Annotated in this window: 9 protein-coding genes and 2 pseudogenes; 2 read left to right on the top strand and 9 right to left on the bottom strand. The window is 64.1% G+C overall.

Annotated features, from left to right (window positions below):
• Positions 1-2205 (bottom strand): amylo-alpha-1,6-glucosidase, encoded by a 2205-nt coding sequence (locus tag AC24YW_RS26835; RefSeq protein WP_487485541.1) that lies wholly within the window; start codon positions 2203-2205, stop codon positions 1-3.
• 58 nt (positions 2206-2263) lie between these two features.
• Complete coding sequence (locus tag AC24YW_RS26830; protein ID WP_487485540.1) at positions 2264-4027, bottom strand: ABC transporter ATP-binding protein; 1764 nt, start codon at positions 4025-4027, stop codon at positions 2264-2266.
• Between the two features lie 272 nt (positions 4028-4299).
• Here AC24YW_RS26830 and AC24YW_RS26825 point away from each other — a divergent pair, with 272 nt between their 5' ends.
• A complete protein-coding gene (locus AC24YW_RS26825; protein ID WP_487485539.1) occupies positions 4300-5370 on the top strand; it encodes a glycosyltransferase family 4 protein in 1071 nt (356 codons plus the stop codon).
• Positions 5371-5598: 228 nt separating this feature from the next.
• On the opposite strand, the gene AC24YW_RS26820 is transcribed toward AC24YW_RS26825, so the two are convergent.
• The 7 genes and pseudogenes from AC24YW_RS26820 to AC24YW_RS26790 all read right to left on the bottom strand — a co-directional run bounded on the left by AC24YW_RS26820 (position 5599) and on the right by AC24YW_RS26790 (position 12753).
• Positions 5599-6879, bottom strand: coding sequence for a TRAP transporter large permease (locus tag AC24YW_RS26820; protein ID WP_487485689.1), 1281 nt, complete (start codon positions 6877-6879; stop codon positions 5599-5601).
• Positions 6880-7098: 219 nt separating this feature from the next.
• A pseudogene (locus AC24YW_RS26815) lies at positions 7099-7575 on the bottom strand (TRAP transporter small permease); the annotation flags it as partial.
• Positions 7576-7844: 269 nt separating this feature from the next.
• Positions 7845-8615: a methyltransferase domain-containing protein gene (locus AC24YW_RS26810; RefSeq protein WP_487485538.1), complete on the bottom strand. Its 771-nt coding sequence runs from the start codon at positions 8613-8615 to the stop codon at positions 7845-7847.
• A gap of 132 nt (positions 8616-8747) precedes the next feature.
• Positions 8748-9350, bottom strand: coding sequence for a DsrE family protein (locus AC24YW_RS26805; protein WP_487485537.1), 603 nt, complete (start codon positions 9348-9350; stop codon positions 8748-8750).
• 38 nt (positions 9351-9388) lie between these two features.
• The gene (locus AC24YW_RS26800) at positions 9389-10018 is read right to left on the bottom strand and encodes a hypothetical protein (protein WP_487485536.1); all 630 of its coding nucleotides are present in this window, start codon (positions 10016-10018) and stop codon (positions 9389-9391) included.
• Positions 10015-11058, bottom strand: a complete 1044-nt coding sequence (locus AC24YW_RS26795) for a TAXI family TRAP transporter solute-binding subunit (protein WP_487485688.1) — start codon at positions 11056-11058, stop codon at positions 10015-10017. The genes AC24YW_RS26800 and AC24YW_RS26795 overlap by 4 nt, the downstream gene beginning before the upstream one ends.
• A 63-nt stretch (positions 11059-11121) precedes the next feature.
• Positions 11122-12753 carry a coiled-coil domain-containing protein gene (locus AC24YW_RS26790; RefSeq protein ID WP_487485535.1) on the bottom strand — a complete coding sequence of 544 codons (1632 nt, stop codon included), beginning with the start codon at positions 12751-12753 and terminating at the stop codon, positions 11122-11124.
• A gap of 882 nt (positions 12754-13635) precedes the next feature.
• Between AC24YW_RS26790 and AC24YW_RS26785 the strand changes: the two are divergent.
• Positions 13636-13957: pseudogene (locus AC24YW_RS26785) on the top strand (MBL fold metallo-hydrolase); the annotation flags it as partial.
• Between the last annotated feature and the right edge of the window lie 440 nt (positions 13958-14397).

The following is a 14397-nucleotide window of genomic DNA, read 5'->3' as shown; positions in this document are numbered from 1 at the left end:
CTAGCGCGCCAGCACGATCGAGACCTGGATCTGACCGCGCGTGCGCAACACTTCCAGCGCCACGTCGTCGCCGTGACGGCTGACGCGAAGATCGACGCTGGATTCGCCGAGGCGCAGATCGCGCAGGATCACCTCGTTGAGGAACGCCGGCAGATGCGGGTTGCGCAGGCGAATCTCGCCGCGCGCGACGTCGAATTCGAGGCCGAGCGCCGCTTCCAGCAGCGTGAACGGCGTCGCGCTGGCCCAGGCCTGCGGCGCGCAGGCGACCGGGTAGAGCGTCGGCCCGCGCCGCTTCTCGCGCCGGAAGCCGCAGAACAATTCGGGCAACCGGCGCAGATCCATGTAGGTCGCGGCGTCGAACAACCCCTTGAAGACATGCGCCACCGAATGCTTGAGGCCGTAGCGCGCCAGCCCCAGCGCGATCAGCGCATTGTCGTGCGGCCAGATCGATCCGTCATGATAGGACATCGGGTTGTAACGCACCTCGCCTTGCGCGACGGTGCGGATGCCCCAGCCCGAGAAGAAATGCGGCCGCATCAGATCGGCGGCGACGAGACGCGCGCGGTCCTCCCGGACCATGCCGCTGAACAGGATCTGTCCGGCGTTCGAGGTCCTGACCTTGCAGGGCCGCTTCTTGCCGTCGAGCGCGAGCGCATAGGTGCCGAGCTCCTCGCACCAGAACGCCTGCTCGAAGCGCTCGGCCAGCGCCCTGGCTTCAGCCTCGAGCTTGCGCACGCGGTCCGGCTTGCCGAGCCGCAGCGCGCAGCGTGCGGCGAGCTGCTTGGCGGCAAAGACGTAGCCTTGCACCTCCGCGAGCGCGATATTGCCCTCGGCAAGCCGGCCGTCGGCATGGAAGATCGCGTCATAGGAATCCTTCCAGCCCTGGTTCGCCAGCCCCTTCTCGGTCGCGCGCTGGTATTCGACGAAGCCGTCCTGATCGGGATCGCCGGGACCGTCGATCCAGGCCAGCCCCGCCTCGATCGCGGGCCACAGCTCGATCAACGTGGCCTCGTCGCCGGTGCGCTCGAAATAGCTGCCTGCGAGCAGCACGAACAGCGCGGTCGAATCGACGCTGCCGTAATAATGCGCGAACGGAACCTCTCCGAGCGCAGCCATCTCGCCGCCGCGCATCTCGTGCAGGATCTTGCCGGGCGCGGCGTCGGCGAGCGGATCGACCGCTGCGGCCTGGAAATGCGCGAGCCGACGCAGGACGCCCTTGGCAATGCGCGGATCGACCCAGAGCATCTGCAGCGCGGTGATGAGGCCGTCGCGCCCGAACGTCGTCGAGTACCAGGGAATGCCGGCATAGGGATAGCGTCCCTGCGGCGTCTCGGTCATCAGCATGTTGAGGTCGGCCATCGCCTGGCACAGCACCTCGTTGAAGATGTTGTTGGAGGTCTCGATGCTGGCGGCCCCGGCCGTCTGGTGCCGCATCTCGCGGCGGTGCGCCAGCAGGCCCGGGAAGAACCGCACCGGCTTTTCCGTCACCGGCCGGTTGCAGGACACGGCGACGAACAGCGATTTGGCCTGGTGCGGCTCCAGGTCAAGCTCCCAGGTTGCGGCATCGACCGAGAGCCGCGTCGGGCGCGGATCGAAATGCAGCCCGGTGGTCCGCTCGGCGTCGTCGAGACCGCGATATTCGAACAGGACGTCGGTCGGTCCGAGCAGCCGGCTCGTTCCGATCCCGCGGCGCGGTCGCCGCTCGCCGCGGACCTCGAACAGATCGGCGAAGTCGTTGCCGAACAGCAGCGTCAGGTTGAAGCTGGTGCGCCGGTCGCCGTGGTTCTGCACGCCGATGCGCTGGTAGGCGGTGCCACGCCACAGGAAGATCGTGCGCACGACGTGCAACAGGTCCTTCTGCAGGACGAGGTTGCCCTGCCGGTAGATGTCCGGATTGGTGAGGTCGACGGTCAACGCCGAATTGTCGTCGCGCAGATTCGATCCGAGCAGGAGCGGCTGGAGATCGTCGAGCACGAGCTCGAGGCGCGCGAGGTAGCGCGTATCATGATGGAACAGCCCGTCCGGCCCGCCGGCCGACGCGCCGATGTCGCCGTGGCTGTCGAGCACGATGAAGGTATCGTCGTGCTTGAGCGAACGCCGCGGCCGGGCCGAGGGCCCGGTCATCGGAATGTAGAAGGGCTGTTCCGCGACCTGTTCCGGGGTCCGCGTCACGGAGACGAACTTGGTTACGGCTTCGGCCGACATGAGCTGCTCCCCTGCGCTGGTTTCGAAACGCGACCGACTCGACAACGCGACTGTTGGTTCACGCGGCGGCTTGCGCGAGCCGGCTCATTTCCTGCGTGACCAGCTCACGATACGGCCCGTGGCCCTGCATCAGACGCTCGGGCGAGCCGTCCTCGATGATCTTACCATTTCTCAACACCACGACGCGGTCGAAATTGCGCAGCGTCGCGAGGCGATGGGCGATCGCGATCACGGTGCGGCCGCGCATCAGGCGCGACAGCGCCTCGCGGATCGCCTCCTCGGATTCGCTGTCGAGCGCGGCGGTCGCCTCGTCCAGCAGCAGGATCGGCGCGTCCTTCAGGAAGGCGCGCGCGATGGCGATGCGCTGGCGCTGGCCGCCCGACATCTTGACGCCGCGGTCGCCGACCATGGTGTCGAGCCCCTCCGGCAGGCTCTCGACGAAGTCGCAGCGCGCCGCGATCGCCGCGCGCAGCACCTCGTCGTCGGTCGCGCTCGGCCGGCCGTAGCGGATGTTCTCGCGAATGGAGCGATGAAACAGGGAAATGTCCTGCGGCACGACGGAAATCGCCTCGCGCAGGCTCAACTGCGTCACCTTCGAGATGTCCTGGCCGTCGATGGTGATGCTGCCCTCGTCGACGTCGTAGAAACGCTGCAGCAGCGTGAACAGCGTCGACTTGCCGCCGCCGGACTGGCCGACCAGTCCGACGCGCTGGCCGGGCTGCAGGCGCAGGCTGAAGCGCTCGAAGATCTTGTCGCCGCCGGGATAGCCGAAGGTGACGTTGTTGTACGCGATGGCCGCGCCGCTCTTGACCAGGGGCTCGGCCTCGGGGTGGTCGCGGAGCTCGTGCGGCACCAGCAGCGTGGCGATCGCCTCGGTCAGACGCGCGACGTGCTGGGTGACGTCGACCAGCGCCACCGCGAGATCGCGCGTGGCGCTCAGGATGGAGATGCCGAGCGTACAGACCAGCACGACGTCGCCCGTCGTCGCTTCGCCCTTCTGCCAGAGCGAGATCGCCCAGGCCATCAGGGCAATGGTCAGAAGCACGGTGATGACGGCATGCAACAGCCGCAGCTTCTCCAGGTAACGCAGGCTGCGGCTTCGCGCGGTCAGCTCCTGGTTGACCGTCGCGTCGAACCGCTCATGCTCGTGGCTGATGCCGCAGAAGGCGCGCACCAGCGGCATGTTGCTGATGACGTCGATCATCTCGCCGTCGACCAATGCGGCCTTGTCGGCGAAATCGTCGTGCAGCGGCTTGCCGGCCGCGGCCAGACGAAACATCGCAACCACCATGCCGCCCGCGATCGCGATCAGGCCGAGCGCCATATAGGGGCTGACGGTTCCAATCAGGATGATCGCCGCAATTGTGGCAATGCAGGGCGGCAACACATTCCAGACGAACATGTTCTCGACGGTGAACACCGCGTTGGAGGTCGCGGTGATGCGGCTCGTCAGCATGCCGGGCATCCGGTCCGAGAAGTAGCTCGGCGCGTGTCCGGTCAGATGACGAAAGATGTCGCGCCGTAAATCGCCCGTGACCCGGACGAAGGTGAAGCTCGCCGTCCAGCTCGCGATCCGCCACAGGAAGTTGTCGGCGGCAATCAGTGACATGAGCAGAATGAATGCCAGCCATACGCCGCCGCCATACGAGGGACCGGCAGACAAGGCGTCGACCAGGGCCTTGACGCCATACTGGGTGCCTACGGAGCAGGCAACGGCCCCCACGACCGCGATCAGGATCACCAAATGCGACGCGAGACGACGCCGGAGATAGCGCAAGACAAAGGCAAATGGCCTGCGCGCGTATCCAGAAAGCTGATCCATATGGCTATCGCCCCGTTATGCTGTTTTTCGTTTCGTTACTGGTCGAGTGAACATCGACCGCTTCGCCTCGGTTCCCGGGCAACTCCATCACGACATGCGGATGCGGACGATCTGCGAAGATGTGGTGGCAGCATCGCGACGCTTCCCCGACTGTCGAATATGTAACGTTTGCGGGAAGGAACTTCGCAGGTGCGGGAACGTTCCCTCGTCTGGCATTGCCGGTGCCGTAAAGGCGGGGGTTTCACATTCATGATCGCAGAGGAGATGGTGAGATGCGCATCGCGCAGGTAGCTCCGTTGACGGAGGCTGTTCCACCCAAGCTGTATGGCGGCACCGAGCGGGTGGTGCATTGGTTGACGGAAGAGCTGGTGGCCCTGGGCCACGACGTGACGCTTTTCGCCAGTGGCGACTCGCAGACATCGGCCAAGCTCGATGCATTATGGCCGCGGGCGCTTCGGCTCGACGGTTCCGTGCGCGATCCCAACGCGCTGCACATGGTGCTGCTGGAGCGGGTGCGGCAGAAATGTGACGACGAGGAGTTCGACTTCCTCCACTTCCATCTCGACTATTATCCCTGGTCGTTGTTCCACCGCCAGCCGACCCCGTTCGTGACCACGCTGCACGGCCGGCTCGATCTGCCGGAGCATCAGCCGGTCTTCAACACCTTCGCCAAGATGCCCGTCATCTCGATCTCCAATGCGCAGCGGCGTCCGGTGCCGCAGGCGAACTGGGTGACGACGATCCACCATGGCCTGCCGGAGAATCTGCTGACGCCGAAGCCGGCGAAACAGGAATACCTCGCCGTGCTCGGCCGCATCGCGCCCGAGAAGGGCGTCGACCGCGCCATCAAGATCGCGACCCATTGCGGCATTCCGCTCAAGATCGCGGCCAAGGTCGACCGTGCCGACCAGGATTATTACGACGAGCTGATCCGGCCGATGATCGAGAACAACCCATTGGTGGAGTTCATCGGCGAGATCAGCGATCACGAGAAATCGGATTTCCTCAGCGGCGCGCTCGGCCTCTTGCTGCCGATCGACTGGCCGGAGCCGTTCGGCCTCGTCATGATCGAGGCCATGGCGTGCGGAACGCCGGTCGTCGCCTTCAACCGCGGCTCGGTGCCGGAGATCATCGACGAGGGCCTCACCGGCTTCATCGTCGAGGACGTCATCAGCGCCGCGGGCGTGGTGAGCCGGCTTCCGCAACTCGACCGCACCGCGATCCGCAAGCAGTTCGAGACCCGCTTCACCGCGCGCCGCATGGCCCTGGACTACCTCGCCGCTTATCGCAGCCTGACCGAGGCGCAAGCACCGCGGATCAAGCTGGTGAGCAGCGCGGAGTAGGAAGGCAACTTAAGCGCAAGCGTCATGGCCGGGCTGGTACCGGCCATGGTTTGTGTATGCGTCCGGCCCTGTCAATTCGTCATTGCGAGCGCAGCGAAGCAATCCAGGATCTTTCCGCGGAGGGACTTTTGGATTGCTTCGCTGCGCTCGCAATGACGGGAACTTTGGGACAGCGCGCCCCTATCCCACCCTCGCCCCCACAAGGGGGAGAGGTACACGCTCGCCCCGCTACATCCCGAGCAGCCGCGGCAGCCACAGCGACAGGCCGGGCCAATAGGTCACCACCACGAGGAAGCCCAGCATCGTCAGCAGCCACGGCCACACCGCGACCGTGAGCTCGGTGATCCCCATCTTGGCGATGCCGGAGGCGACGTAGAGGTTGAGGCCGACCGGCGGATGGCACAGCCCGACCTCCATGTTGACCGTCATCAGGATGCCGAAATGAATCGGGTCGATGCCGAGCTTGACCGCGACCGGAAACAGGATCGGCGCCATGATCAGGATGATCGAGGACGGCTCCATCACGTTGCCGGCCAGCAGCAGCAGGATGTTGACGAGCAGCAGGAAGCCGATCCAGCCCAGGCCCTGGTCGATCATCCATTGCGCCAGCGCCTGCGGCACGTTCTCGTAGGTCATCAGGAACGAGAACAGCACGGCGTTGGTGATGATGTAGAGCAGCATCGCCGAGAGGTTGGCAGATGACAGCAGCACGCGCGGCACGTCGCGCAGCTTCAGGTCCTTGTAGATGAACACCGCGACGATGAAGGCGTAGACTGCGCTGACGGCGGCGGCTTCCGTCGGCGTGAACAGGCCGCTGTAGATGCCGCCGATCACGATCACGATCAGGAGGATGCCCCAGATCGACTTGCGGAACGCATCGAGACGCTCCATGAAGGTCGCCTTCGGCATCCGCGGATAATCGTTGCGCCAGGCGCGGTAGAACGTCGTGGCGCCGAGCAGCGAGGCCAGCGCCAGCCCCGGCACGATGCCGGCGATGAACAGCTTGCCGACGGAGCTGTTGGTCGAGACGGCGTAGAGCACCATCGGGATCGACGGCGGAATGAGAATGCCGAGCGAGCCCGACGTCGTGATCACGCCCGCCCCGAAGCGCTTCGGAAAGCCTTGCGCGACCATCGCGGGCAGGATCACCGAGCCGATCGCCACCACGGTCGCCGGCGAGGAGCCGGAGATTGCGGCGAACAGCGCGCAGGCGACCACGCCCGACAGCGCAAGGCCGCCGTACCAATGGCCGACCAGCGAGGTTGCGAAGGCGATCATCCGCCGCGCCACGCCGCCATGGGTCAGGAAGTTGCCGGCGAGGATGAAGAACGGGATCGCCATGATCTCGAAATTCTCGATGCCGGTAAAGAGCTTCAGCGCCACCGATTCGGTCCGCACGTCGGTCAGCGTGAACATGAAGCTGAGCACGGTGAGACCGAGCGCGATCGAGATCGGCATGCCCGTGAGCATCAAGGAGAGCAGCAGCGCGAACACGATGAAGACGCGCAGGCCCTGCGGCAGGGTGATGACATGAGCCGCATGAGCGACGCACAAGGCGACGATCAGGACCGGCAGCAGCATCAGGATCCAGCCGAGCGGGCTGCGCTCGTCCCGGATGACCTGGCTGCGCGTCACCGGAGCCGGATGCACCGGATCCGCCTCGACGCCCTCGACGCCCGCCATGTCGTGATGCGGCAGTTCGCCGGTGCGATGGAACGACCAGGCAACCTGGAGGAAGCGAAAGCACATCAGCCCCGAACCGACCGGGATGGTGAGATAGACCATCCACATCGGCGCTTCGAGGTCGTTGGATTGCTGGCCGCTGTGCCACATGTGGCTGACGAAGGCGGCGCCGAAATAGCCGATGATGGCGGTGAACAGAGCACCGCACAGCAGACCGAAAGTGATGACGCGCCGGCGCGATCCGCCGGGAAGCCGGTTGACGAGCACGTCGACGCCGACATGGATGCCGGTCCGCACGCCGTAGGCGGCGCCGAACTTCGCCATCCAGATGAACATGTAGATGCAGAGCTCCTGCGCCCAGGACAAATCGAGCGCGGCAAGCCAGGCGAACGTCGCGCGCGCGGGCACGGCGAGGAAGGCCAGGTTGCGGGCTTCCGCCCATTTGGCCAGGTCGATCGACAGCCCGGCGCCGTAACGGTGCAGCACCGCGACGAAGATGAGCGACGTCGCAGCCGCGATCATCGTCGCGATCAGCCATTCCTCGAGATGATCGAGAAAACGATTCAGCACACGCAGCAACTTGTGTCCCCCCGATTGGATCGTTCAAGCGCAACGGCCGGGAGCGCGATCACCCCCGACCGTTGCTGATGTTCTTGTTGGGCCGCAGCCGTCAGTTCGTCGCGATCTTATTCCCCGCGCGCTGCCAAGCTAACTTGGCGAGTGCCGTCTGTGCAACCGGCGTCCAGGCCTGTCCCGATGGAACGGCGCTCATGCCGCATTGCGGCAGACCGTCAGCCGTGGCGCTGCGCGACGATGAAAAGGCGCCGAAAGGGGAATAGCGTCTGGCCCGTGGCATTCTTCGGATACTCCACTGCGACGCGCGCTCCATAAGCGGCCTCGAAGGCGGCCTTCTCCTCGCCCTGCAACACGTCGAGATAGCGCGTCAACCAGGTGCCCTTGGTCCATTCCTTCACGGGATTGTCGCCTTCGAGCACCTGCAGATATTCGGTCTCCCAGATGTCGATGTTGGCCGACAGCGGCGCAAGTAGGTCGTGATAGAAGGCCGGCGCTTCCACCGGCGGCGGGCTGACGAGATGCTCCAGCTTGGAGCGCCATGGGCCATCGAGCGCGGTCTCGCCGATCAGCACATGCGACGGCGCGAGGAAATTGCGCGGCATCTGCACCGCGAGCATGCCTCCCGGCGTCACCTTCTCCATCAGCGACGGAAACAGTGCCGCATGATTGGGCAGCCAGTGCAGTGCGGCATTGGAATAGATCAGGTCGTAATGCCCGTCGGGACGCCAGTGACCGAGATCCTCATGTGACCATTCCACGTCAGGCGCGGCCTTGCGCCCCGCCGCGACCATCTCCGCCGAGCCCTCGATGCCGGTCACGGGTGCCGCCGGCCAGCGCTCCCTGATCAATTTGGTGACGTTGCCGGCGCCGGCGCCGAGATCGGCGATCGCGCGCGGGGCAAAATCCGGAATCCGCATCAACAGGTCGACGGCGGGCCGGAGCCGATGGCCGGAGAACTTCAGATATTGCTGCGGATCCCAGACCATGCTTCGAGCCCTTCTCTTTCTTCGCCCGGACTCTTGGTTACCACTGCTCGTTCCGATCGGGCAATCGCAAGACCACGGCACAGGTAGCGACATGTTCTGCTCGCTGTGCATCCGGCCCCGTTGCCGCCAACCTCACGGCTTGACGTAGCTCCAGCCCTGTTCCTGCAGCTCCATGACGCGGACGACACCCGATTTGACAACCGTCGCCTGCGGAATCAGATTGATGTCCTTGTTCTCCACCTTCCGCATATTGTCCTGGGTGTTGCCGCAGGCTTTGAAGGAGATTTCGGGATTGCTCATCGCGAGCACCTCGATGCGTGGCTTTACCGGCGAGGTGTCGTCGCGGAGCATGTGAAGCCCGGGACCAAAGGTGACAATCTCGATCGACACCGGCTCACCGAGGTCGCGGTAATACTGCGCGACGTTGGTGGCATTGTTGAGGGTGAGGTTCATCATCGCAGGTTCGTTGGCGTTGACCTGAAGGATCAGTCGGTGCGGCTGCTTCGCAGTCCCGGCTTTTGTCGCCTGGGCCACCCCCGTGTCGTTCGCAGCCGTCTGCTTGGTCGCGTGACCCTGCCCCGGTTTGATCGCCTGCTTCTGTCTGACGGAATGCTTCGGATAGCTCGCCTGGCTCTTCGCGGTTGACTGCGGAATCAGCAGGTTGTCCTGCTGCGCCTGCGCGCTCGGTTCGACCAGAAGCAGCATCGCAAAGCCGCTGATGACTGCCGTCGCCAACTTCGAATTGATCATCTCGTGTCTCCCTTTCCTGACCATCACCTTCCTGGTCTGGCGACGCTATGTGGCCATTTGCATGCAGCCGCCATTCTCTTACGCACCTTCTCGAATCCGCCGAGCAGGAACTGTCCGTCTTGCACCTGACCGGTGCGGGCGAAAAGGCGCACGACGATGTGACCGTCCTCGGGTAGCGCGTTCAGCAACTTTACGACGTCGCCCCCGAAAGCAACGCCGGAGCCGAATGACGGCGATGCTGCCGCGAGTTGCATCGGCGTGTCCGCATTCAGCCGAAAGGAGATGACGTATTCGTTGGCGCTCCGTGACAGCGCCGGTCCGGCGACCGTGACTTCGGTGCGGCCTTTGCGGCAGTGGATTGCGAGCTGCATCGCGGCTCCATCGGAGCCGCTGACAGACGATGTGGTGGCGGTGACGATCGGCGAATAGTCGACCGGCGAGGTGGTCTCGCTGATCAGCCAGCCATCGTCAGACGCCCGCCGCCCGGGCGGCGGAATCTTACGCGACAGATCCTGCAGACATTCCAGCCGGCCCTGTCCTTCCATTGTTGAACAAGCACGAAGTGTTTCGATGGCATCGTTCGTGTTTTGCGCGTAAGCGATTCCGCAGGCAACGTTGAAGGCGATGGCGAGCGGAGCAACGGCAGCATTCATGGCTTCGCCTGGGCGCTGCGCGCCTGGCGATCCAGCCATTCCTGCGCTGCCTGGAAGCGGGTTAGCCCCGGGATGGTCGCGGCGAGATTGATCGATCGCCATTTCGGATCAAAACCTGGTGCCTGCAGGCGGTCGATGCGCGAGAACAGGTAATCAACGAGGCGCGCCACACGTTGATAGCGATTGGAGCCTGGCCGCCAGTTGAACGCAACGAGCGCTGTCGGCACCGCGATGGTCGAGATCCGATCGCCCTGCTTGATCAGATTGGGATACTCGGCCGCGTCCAACGTCGCGGGTAGATAATAGTCCTCGAATCTCCGGTCGTAATGGACCGGGAGAAACTTGAATCCCGCTTCCCAACGACCGCGTACGAAGGCGTCGACGGGCTTCGACGTGATGAACACCACGGCCGACATCTCACCCTTGCGCATCTGTTCCAGGGCAAGCTGATGCGGAATGAACGTCTTGTCGACGTCGATGCCGAGGCGGCTGAAGATCAGCGGTCCGGAATAGGCGGCTGCGGTGCCCTGGGTATTGAAGTTCACTTTCTTGCCGACAAGGTCCTGCAGGCTCGTGATCTCCGGCCGCACGAAGATGTGCAATTCGGACGGGAACAGATTGAGCAAGTAGGTGATGCGGCTTTGGATCTGGGGAACCTGAAGCTTGTACTCGTCGAGGGCGTCGGAATTGATGATTGCGGTATCGACACCACGCAGGTAGAGCAGCGCGTTCAGATTGTCGGTGGCGCCCCGGGTGACGATCGGCAAGAGGTGCAGCTCTGCTCCGTCGTCGACGACACGGGCCATTTCTGCCGCGAGGCGAATCGGCGCGCCCTCGAGCAGGCCGCCGGCGAGCCCGACGGTCCAGGCGTTCATCCGGTCCTTTTCTCTCTCCTGAGGGAGCGGCCCTCGGCTTATTTGCACATCCGCCTTGGCGGATCTTGCGGTTTGCGCTTCCACGCAAGCCGGTTGAAGTAGCACGGCAATCGGCACCAGCGCGGCGAGCAGGAGCGACGAGAGCGACCTTGGCAGCTTGTTCATGTCGTTCCTTTCCGGATGACCCATTGCAACCACTCGTCCCGGCATGAATTGCAAAGCCCACGCTCAGTGATGCAATGCATCCAGTCGTTCCTTGGCTCCGCGAACGCCACTCCTCTGTGCCTTCGCGTAGAGCTCTCGCGCTTTGGCCGCCTCGCCGCGCGTTCCATAGGCACCCCAAGCGGCCAGAACCGCCGGATCATATGTCTCCGCGAGCATGAAGGTCGCCTGCGCAATGTTCTTCTCGGCAGCCAGCTCGAGCACGATCCGCGCTGCACCGATATTGCCCTGATCGAGCAAGGCTCTGGCACGCGGGATCAATCGGGCCTCCACCTCGTCCTGACCTGGCCTCGTCGGCGGCTCCGCTGCGGTCACGTTTTGCGCCGTCGACAAGATCGGACCGTCGTTTCTTTGCGCCGCCGGGGCGCGCTGACCGGTAAGGCGCGATACCGAGGCGATCTCTCCCTCCCTGGCTTCAGTCCTGCTCCGCTCCCGTTCCAGCGACTGTCGCAGTTCGGCGATCTCCCGGTTCGCTGCCTGTTTCTGCTGCGAGGCTGCATCGTTCGCCTCGCGCAGATGCCCGTTCAGGGATTCGATGTCGCCGCGCGTTTGCGCAAGCTTGCTCTCCAGCGCGGCAGCGTGAGCCTGGGCCTCTTCGAGGGCACGGCGTTGTTGCTCAGCGTTCGCCGTTGCCGCCCGCGCGGCGTCCTCCTGTTGTGCGAGGGCTGCGTTCTTTTCGCGTTCCTGCTGCAAGGATTGCCGCAATTCCGCGATCTCGCGCCCCGCCGCCTCCCCTTGCTCCGCCGCCGCATTGTCGGCCGTGGCCGATCCGCGAGACATGCCGGCAAGCTCGCTCGCGAGGGCCGCGGCGCGTGACTGCGCCTCGTAACGTTCTTGCTCGGCGCTTGCCGCCATCGCCTGCGCGGCGCTCACTCGCTTGGCCAGCACGGCGCTCTTTTCCCGCTCCTGCTGCAGGGACTGCCGCAGTTCAGCGACCTCCCACGCGGCCGCATCCCTCTGCTGCGTGGCCGTCTTGTCCGCCTCGCGCGCCTGCGCGATATGGGCCTCGATTTCGCGGCGGGCTCCGGCAAGTTCGTCCGCGAACGCGGCGCTGCGGGCCTGCTCGTGTTGAAGAGACTGCCGCAGCTCTTCCGCGGCAATTTCCGCTGCGTGCGTGCGCTGGACCGCCTCTTCAAGCTCCCTGCGCGCGCTGGCCAGTTCACCGGAGAGCGCGTCACTGCGCGGAGCGTCGGCGTCGGGCCGTTGTCGAGGTCCCGCCGGACTTGCCGAGACCGCCTGCATCAGGGACTCGGACGTTTCGCTCTGAAGGCGTGCTAGCGATCCGGTCCCGATGTCAGACCGCTGGTCGAGGCCGGCGGCGGCGCTCCCTCCGTCGATGCGCATCCTCTCCAGAGTCGTTTGTGCCTTGAACGGGCCGAACTCACCGAGCAGGCCCACCCCAATGAAGATGAGGGGCACCAGAACGACAGCCGCAAGGAGCGAACTGCCCGATGTTGCCTCCTCGGGATCGACATCCTCGGTCTCACCACACCCATCGGTCGGTGAAGAGCAGATCAGCGAGCCGTCCTTTGCTACCCATCTGCCCGCCTCGGGCGGCCCGTGACCGAGCTCCCCCGCCCCATCTTCTATCCGGGTGGTTTCTCTGTTCCTGGGTGCAGTATCGATTGATCGGCGCATGCATCACGCCTCTCTCAAGAGCAACTCCAATGGAGCGATCGCCCAGCCTGTTTGCATGGTCGGCATCCGATCAGAACACGCGTCGATAAGGATGTTGCGGCGAGCGGCGCGTCCAAATTAAATAGAATAATTAACTCAAAATGCATATAATTTTGAGTATGTTAAAAAGTCAAATTAAATATGCTCGCCACATGCCGTTACACAGCTCATACAACGCATGGAATATAGGGCTGGCGCCCCGAATCTGCGTATCTGACCATGTTCTCGTCGCGTCTAGGCATGGAGGAGCGACCATGCGCATTGCATTGCCGTATTTGGGAATTGGCGTCTGTTTGTCTGTTGCTACTTGGTTGGCCGTGGGGCTTGTGCTCTAGCGGCGGTTTTCCGAACGAGTTCGGAATCGACTTGGGGCGGTCGCCGAAATTACCGGTCCGACGGCGGTTCGACCTTTTGCTTGTCCGACCGCTTCGGCCTCGTCTCCTCCCGCGCGTATCGGCCCAGTTCGCACCTTGTGAATGAACCTGTGCTATGGTCATAAGACCTATAGGTTTGAGCCATACTGTTTTGTCGCCCAAGTCGGTCATTTCTCAACAGCCACAGTTTAGGGCGCGTCATGAGTACTCTTGGTCAGTGCGACCGTATTGCAATTCTGCGTCAACGTGTTTGGTCTCTCAGCTCTCAACTGGCAGAGCTTCAGGACCTTCGTATCCGCCTGGAAAAGGCTGAGGAAAGACGAATCCGCAGACGTTCAAAAGTCACTGGTACCTCGGCGACGCGGCGCCGGTCTTGACAGTAGGAGCGTCGACAGCCCAAGCACGTTGACGTCCTGCCAGTGTTTTGCCCGACGGGTCAACTTGATCGCGGCCGCAAAAGCCGTCGCGACACAAGGTTGCACCCGTTGTCGTCGTTCGCCGCACCGGCGATCACGCCCGGACAAAAGCGTGGTCCGCGTGGCGTCCGGCGGTGAGGCGCTGACATTCGCCGGCGATGCCGTGTTTGCCGTCGGGTTCGACCAACCCGAATGGCACAACGGCTTCGAGCACGACCCAGAGGAGCCGGCGCGCGTTCGCATCCGGCTGTTGCGGGAGATCGCGCAGAGCGGCGAGCTGCTGGTGGCCACGCACATGCCGTTCTCCCATCGGTCGGTCACGTCGCGGCCGCCGGCGATGCCTTCCGCTGGGTCCCGGTGTTCTGGGACTACTGACCGGCAAGAACCGGCTGAACTGGAGCGCGCTTCGACGGATGATCGAGCGCCCTTCGATTCGGGTTCGGCATCTCGCCGCGGCCGGTCCTCATCACCTGGCAAAAGGAAGCCGGCGTGTTCGAGGGCGTAACCGGAAAAGACATGTGTCCGAGCTCTCGCCTTCGTCACGTCTACCGCCTGGGAACGACCGAAGGCTTTAGCAGTGGCACCAGCAGCTTCGTGCTCGTCCGCGTGGATGTCACGGCGCGCGGTTGTGGGGGTGACCAGCCGTGGTCGACGGTGTGGCAAGCACCGAACTGGCCGGAGTCGACGATCGTGCGGTGAGGACGAGGTCAAGGGTCGTAACATCGGATCATGACGAGCCGGGCAGCGCGACAACCAGCGCAGGCCGTACCTGCGACCATTTTCGGCGAGCATGGCGGCCAAGCGCCAGCCGCCGG

This window comes from Bradyrhizobium sp. USDA3516 (genome assembly GCF_057651995.1).
Note: the sequence above shows the minus strand (reverse complement) of the source record. Positions and strands in the feature narration are given on the sequence as shown.

Excerpts from the sequence above, each read along its gene's own strand:
- AC24YW_RS26835 (WP_487485541.1), bottom strand. The coding sequence starts at position 2,205 with ATGTCGGCCGAAGCCGTAACCAAGTTCGTCTCCGTGACGCGGACCCCG.
- AC24YW_RS26830 (WP_487485540.1), bottom strand. The coding sequence starts at position 4,027 with ATGGATCAGCTTTCTGGATACGCGCGCAGGCCATTTGCCTTTGTCTTG.
- AC24YW_RS26825 (WP_487485539.1), top strand. The coding sequence starts at position 4,300 with ATGCGCATCGCGCAGGTAGCTCCGTTGACGGAGGCTGTTCCACCCAAG.
- AC24YW_RS26810 (WP_487485538.1), bottom strand. The coding sequence starts at position 8,615 with ATGGTCTGGGATCCGCAGCAATATCTGAAGTTCTCCGGCCATCGGCTC.
- AC24YW_RS26800 (WP_487485536.1), bottom strand. The coding sequence starts at position 10,018 with ATGAATGCTGCCGTTGCTCCGCTCGCCATCGCCTTCAACGTTGCCTGC.
- AC24YW_RS26795 (WP_487485688.1), bottom strand. The coding sequence starts at position 11,058 with ATGAACAAGCTGCCAAGGTCGCTCTCGTCGCTCCTGCTCGCCGCGCTG.
- AC24YW_RS26790 (WP_487485535.1), bottom strand. The coding sequence starts at position 12,753 with ATGCGCCGATCAATCGATACTGCACCCAGGAACAGAGAAACCACCCGG.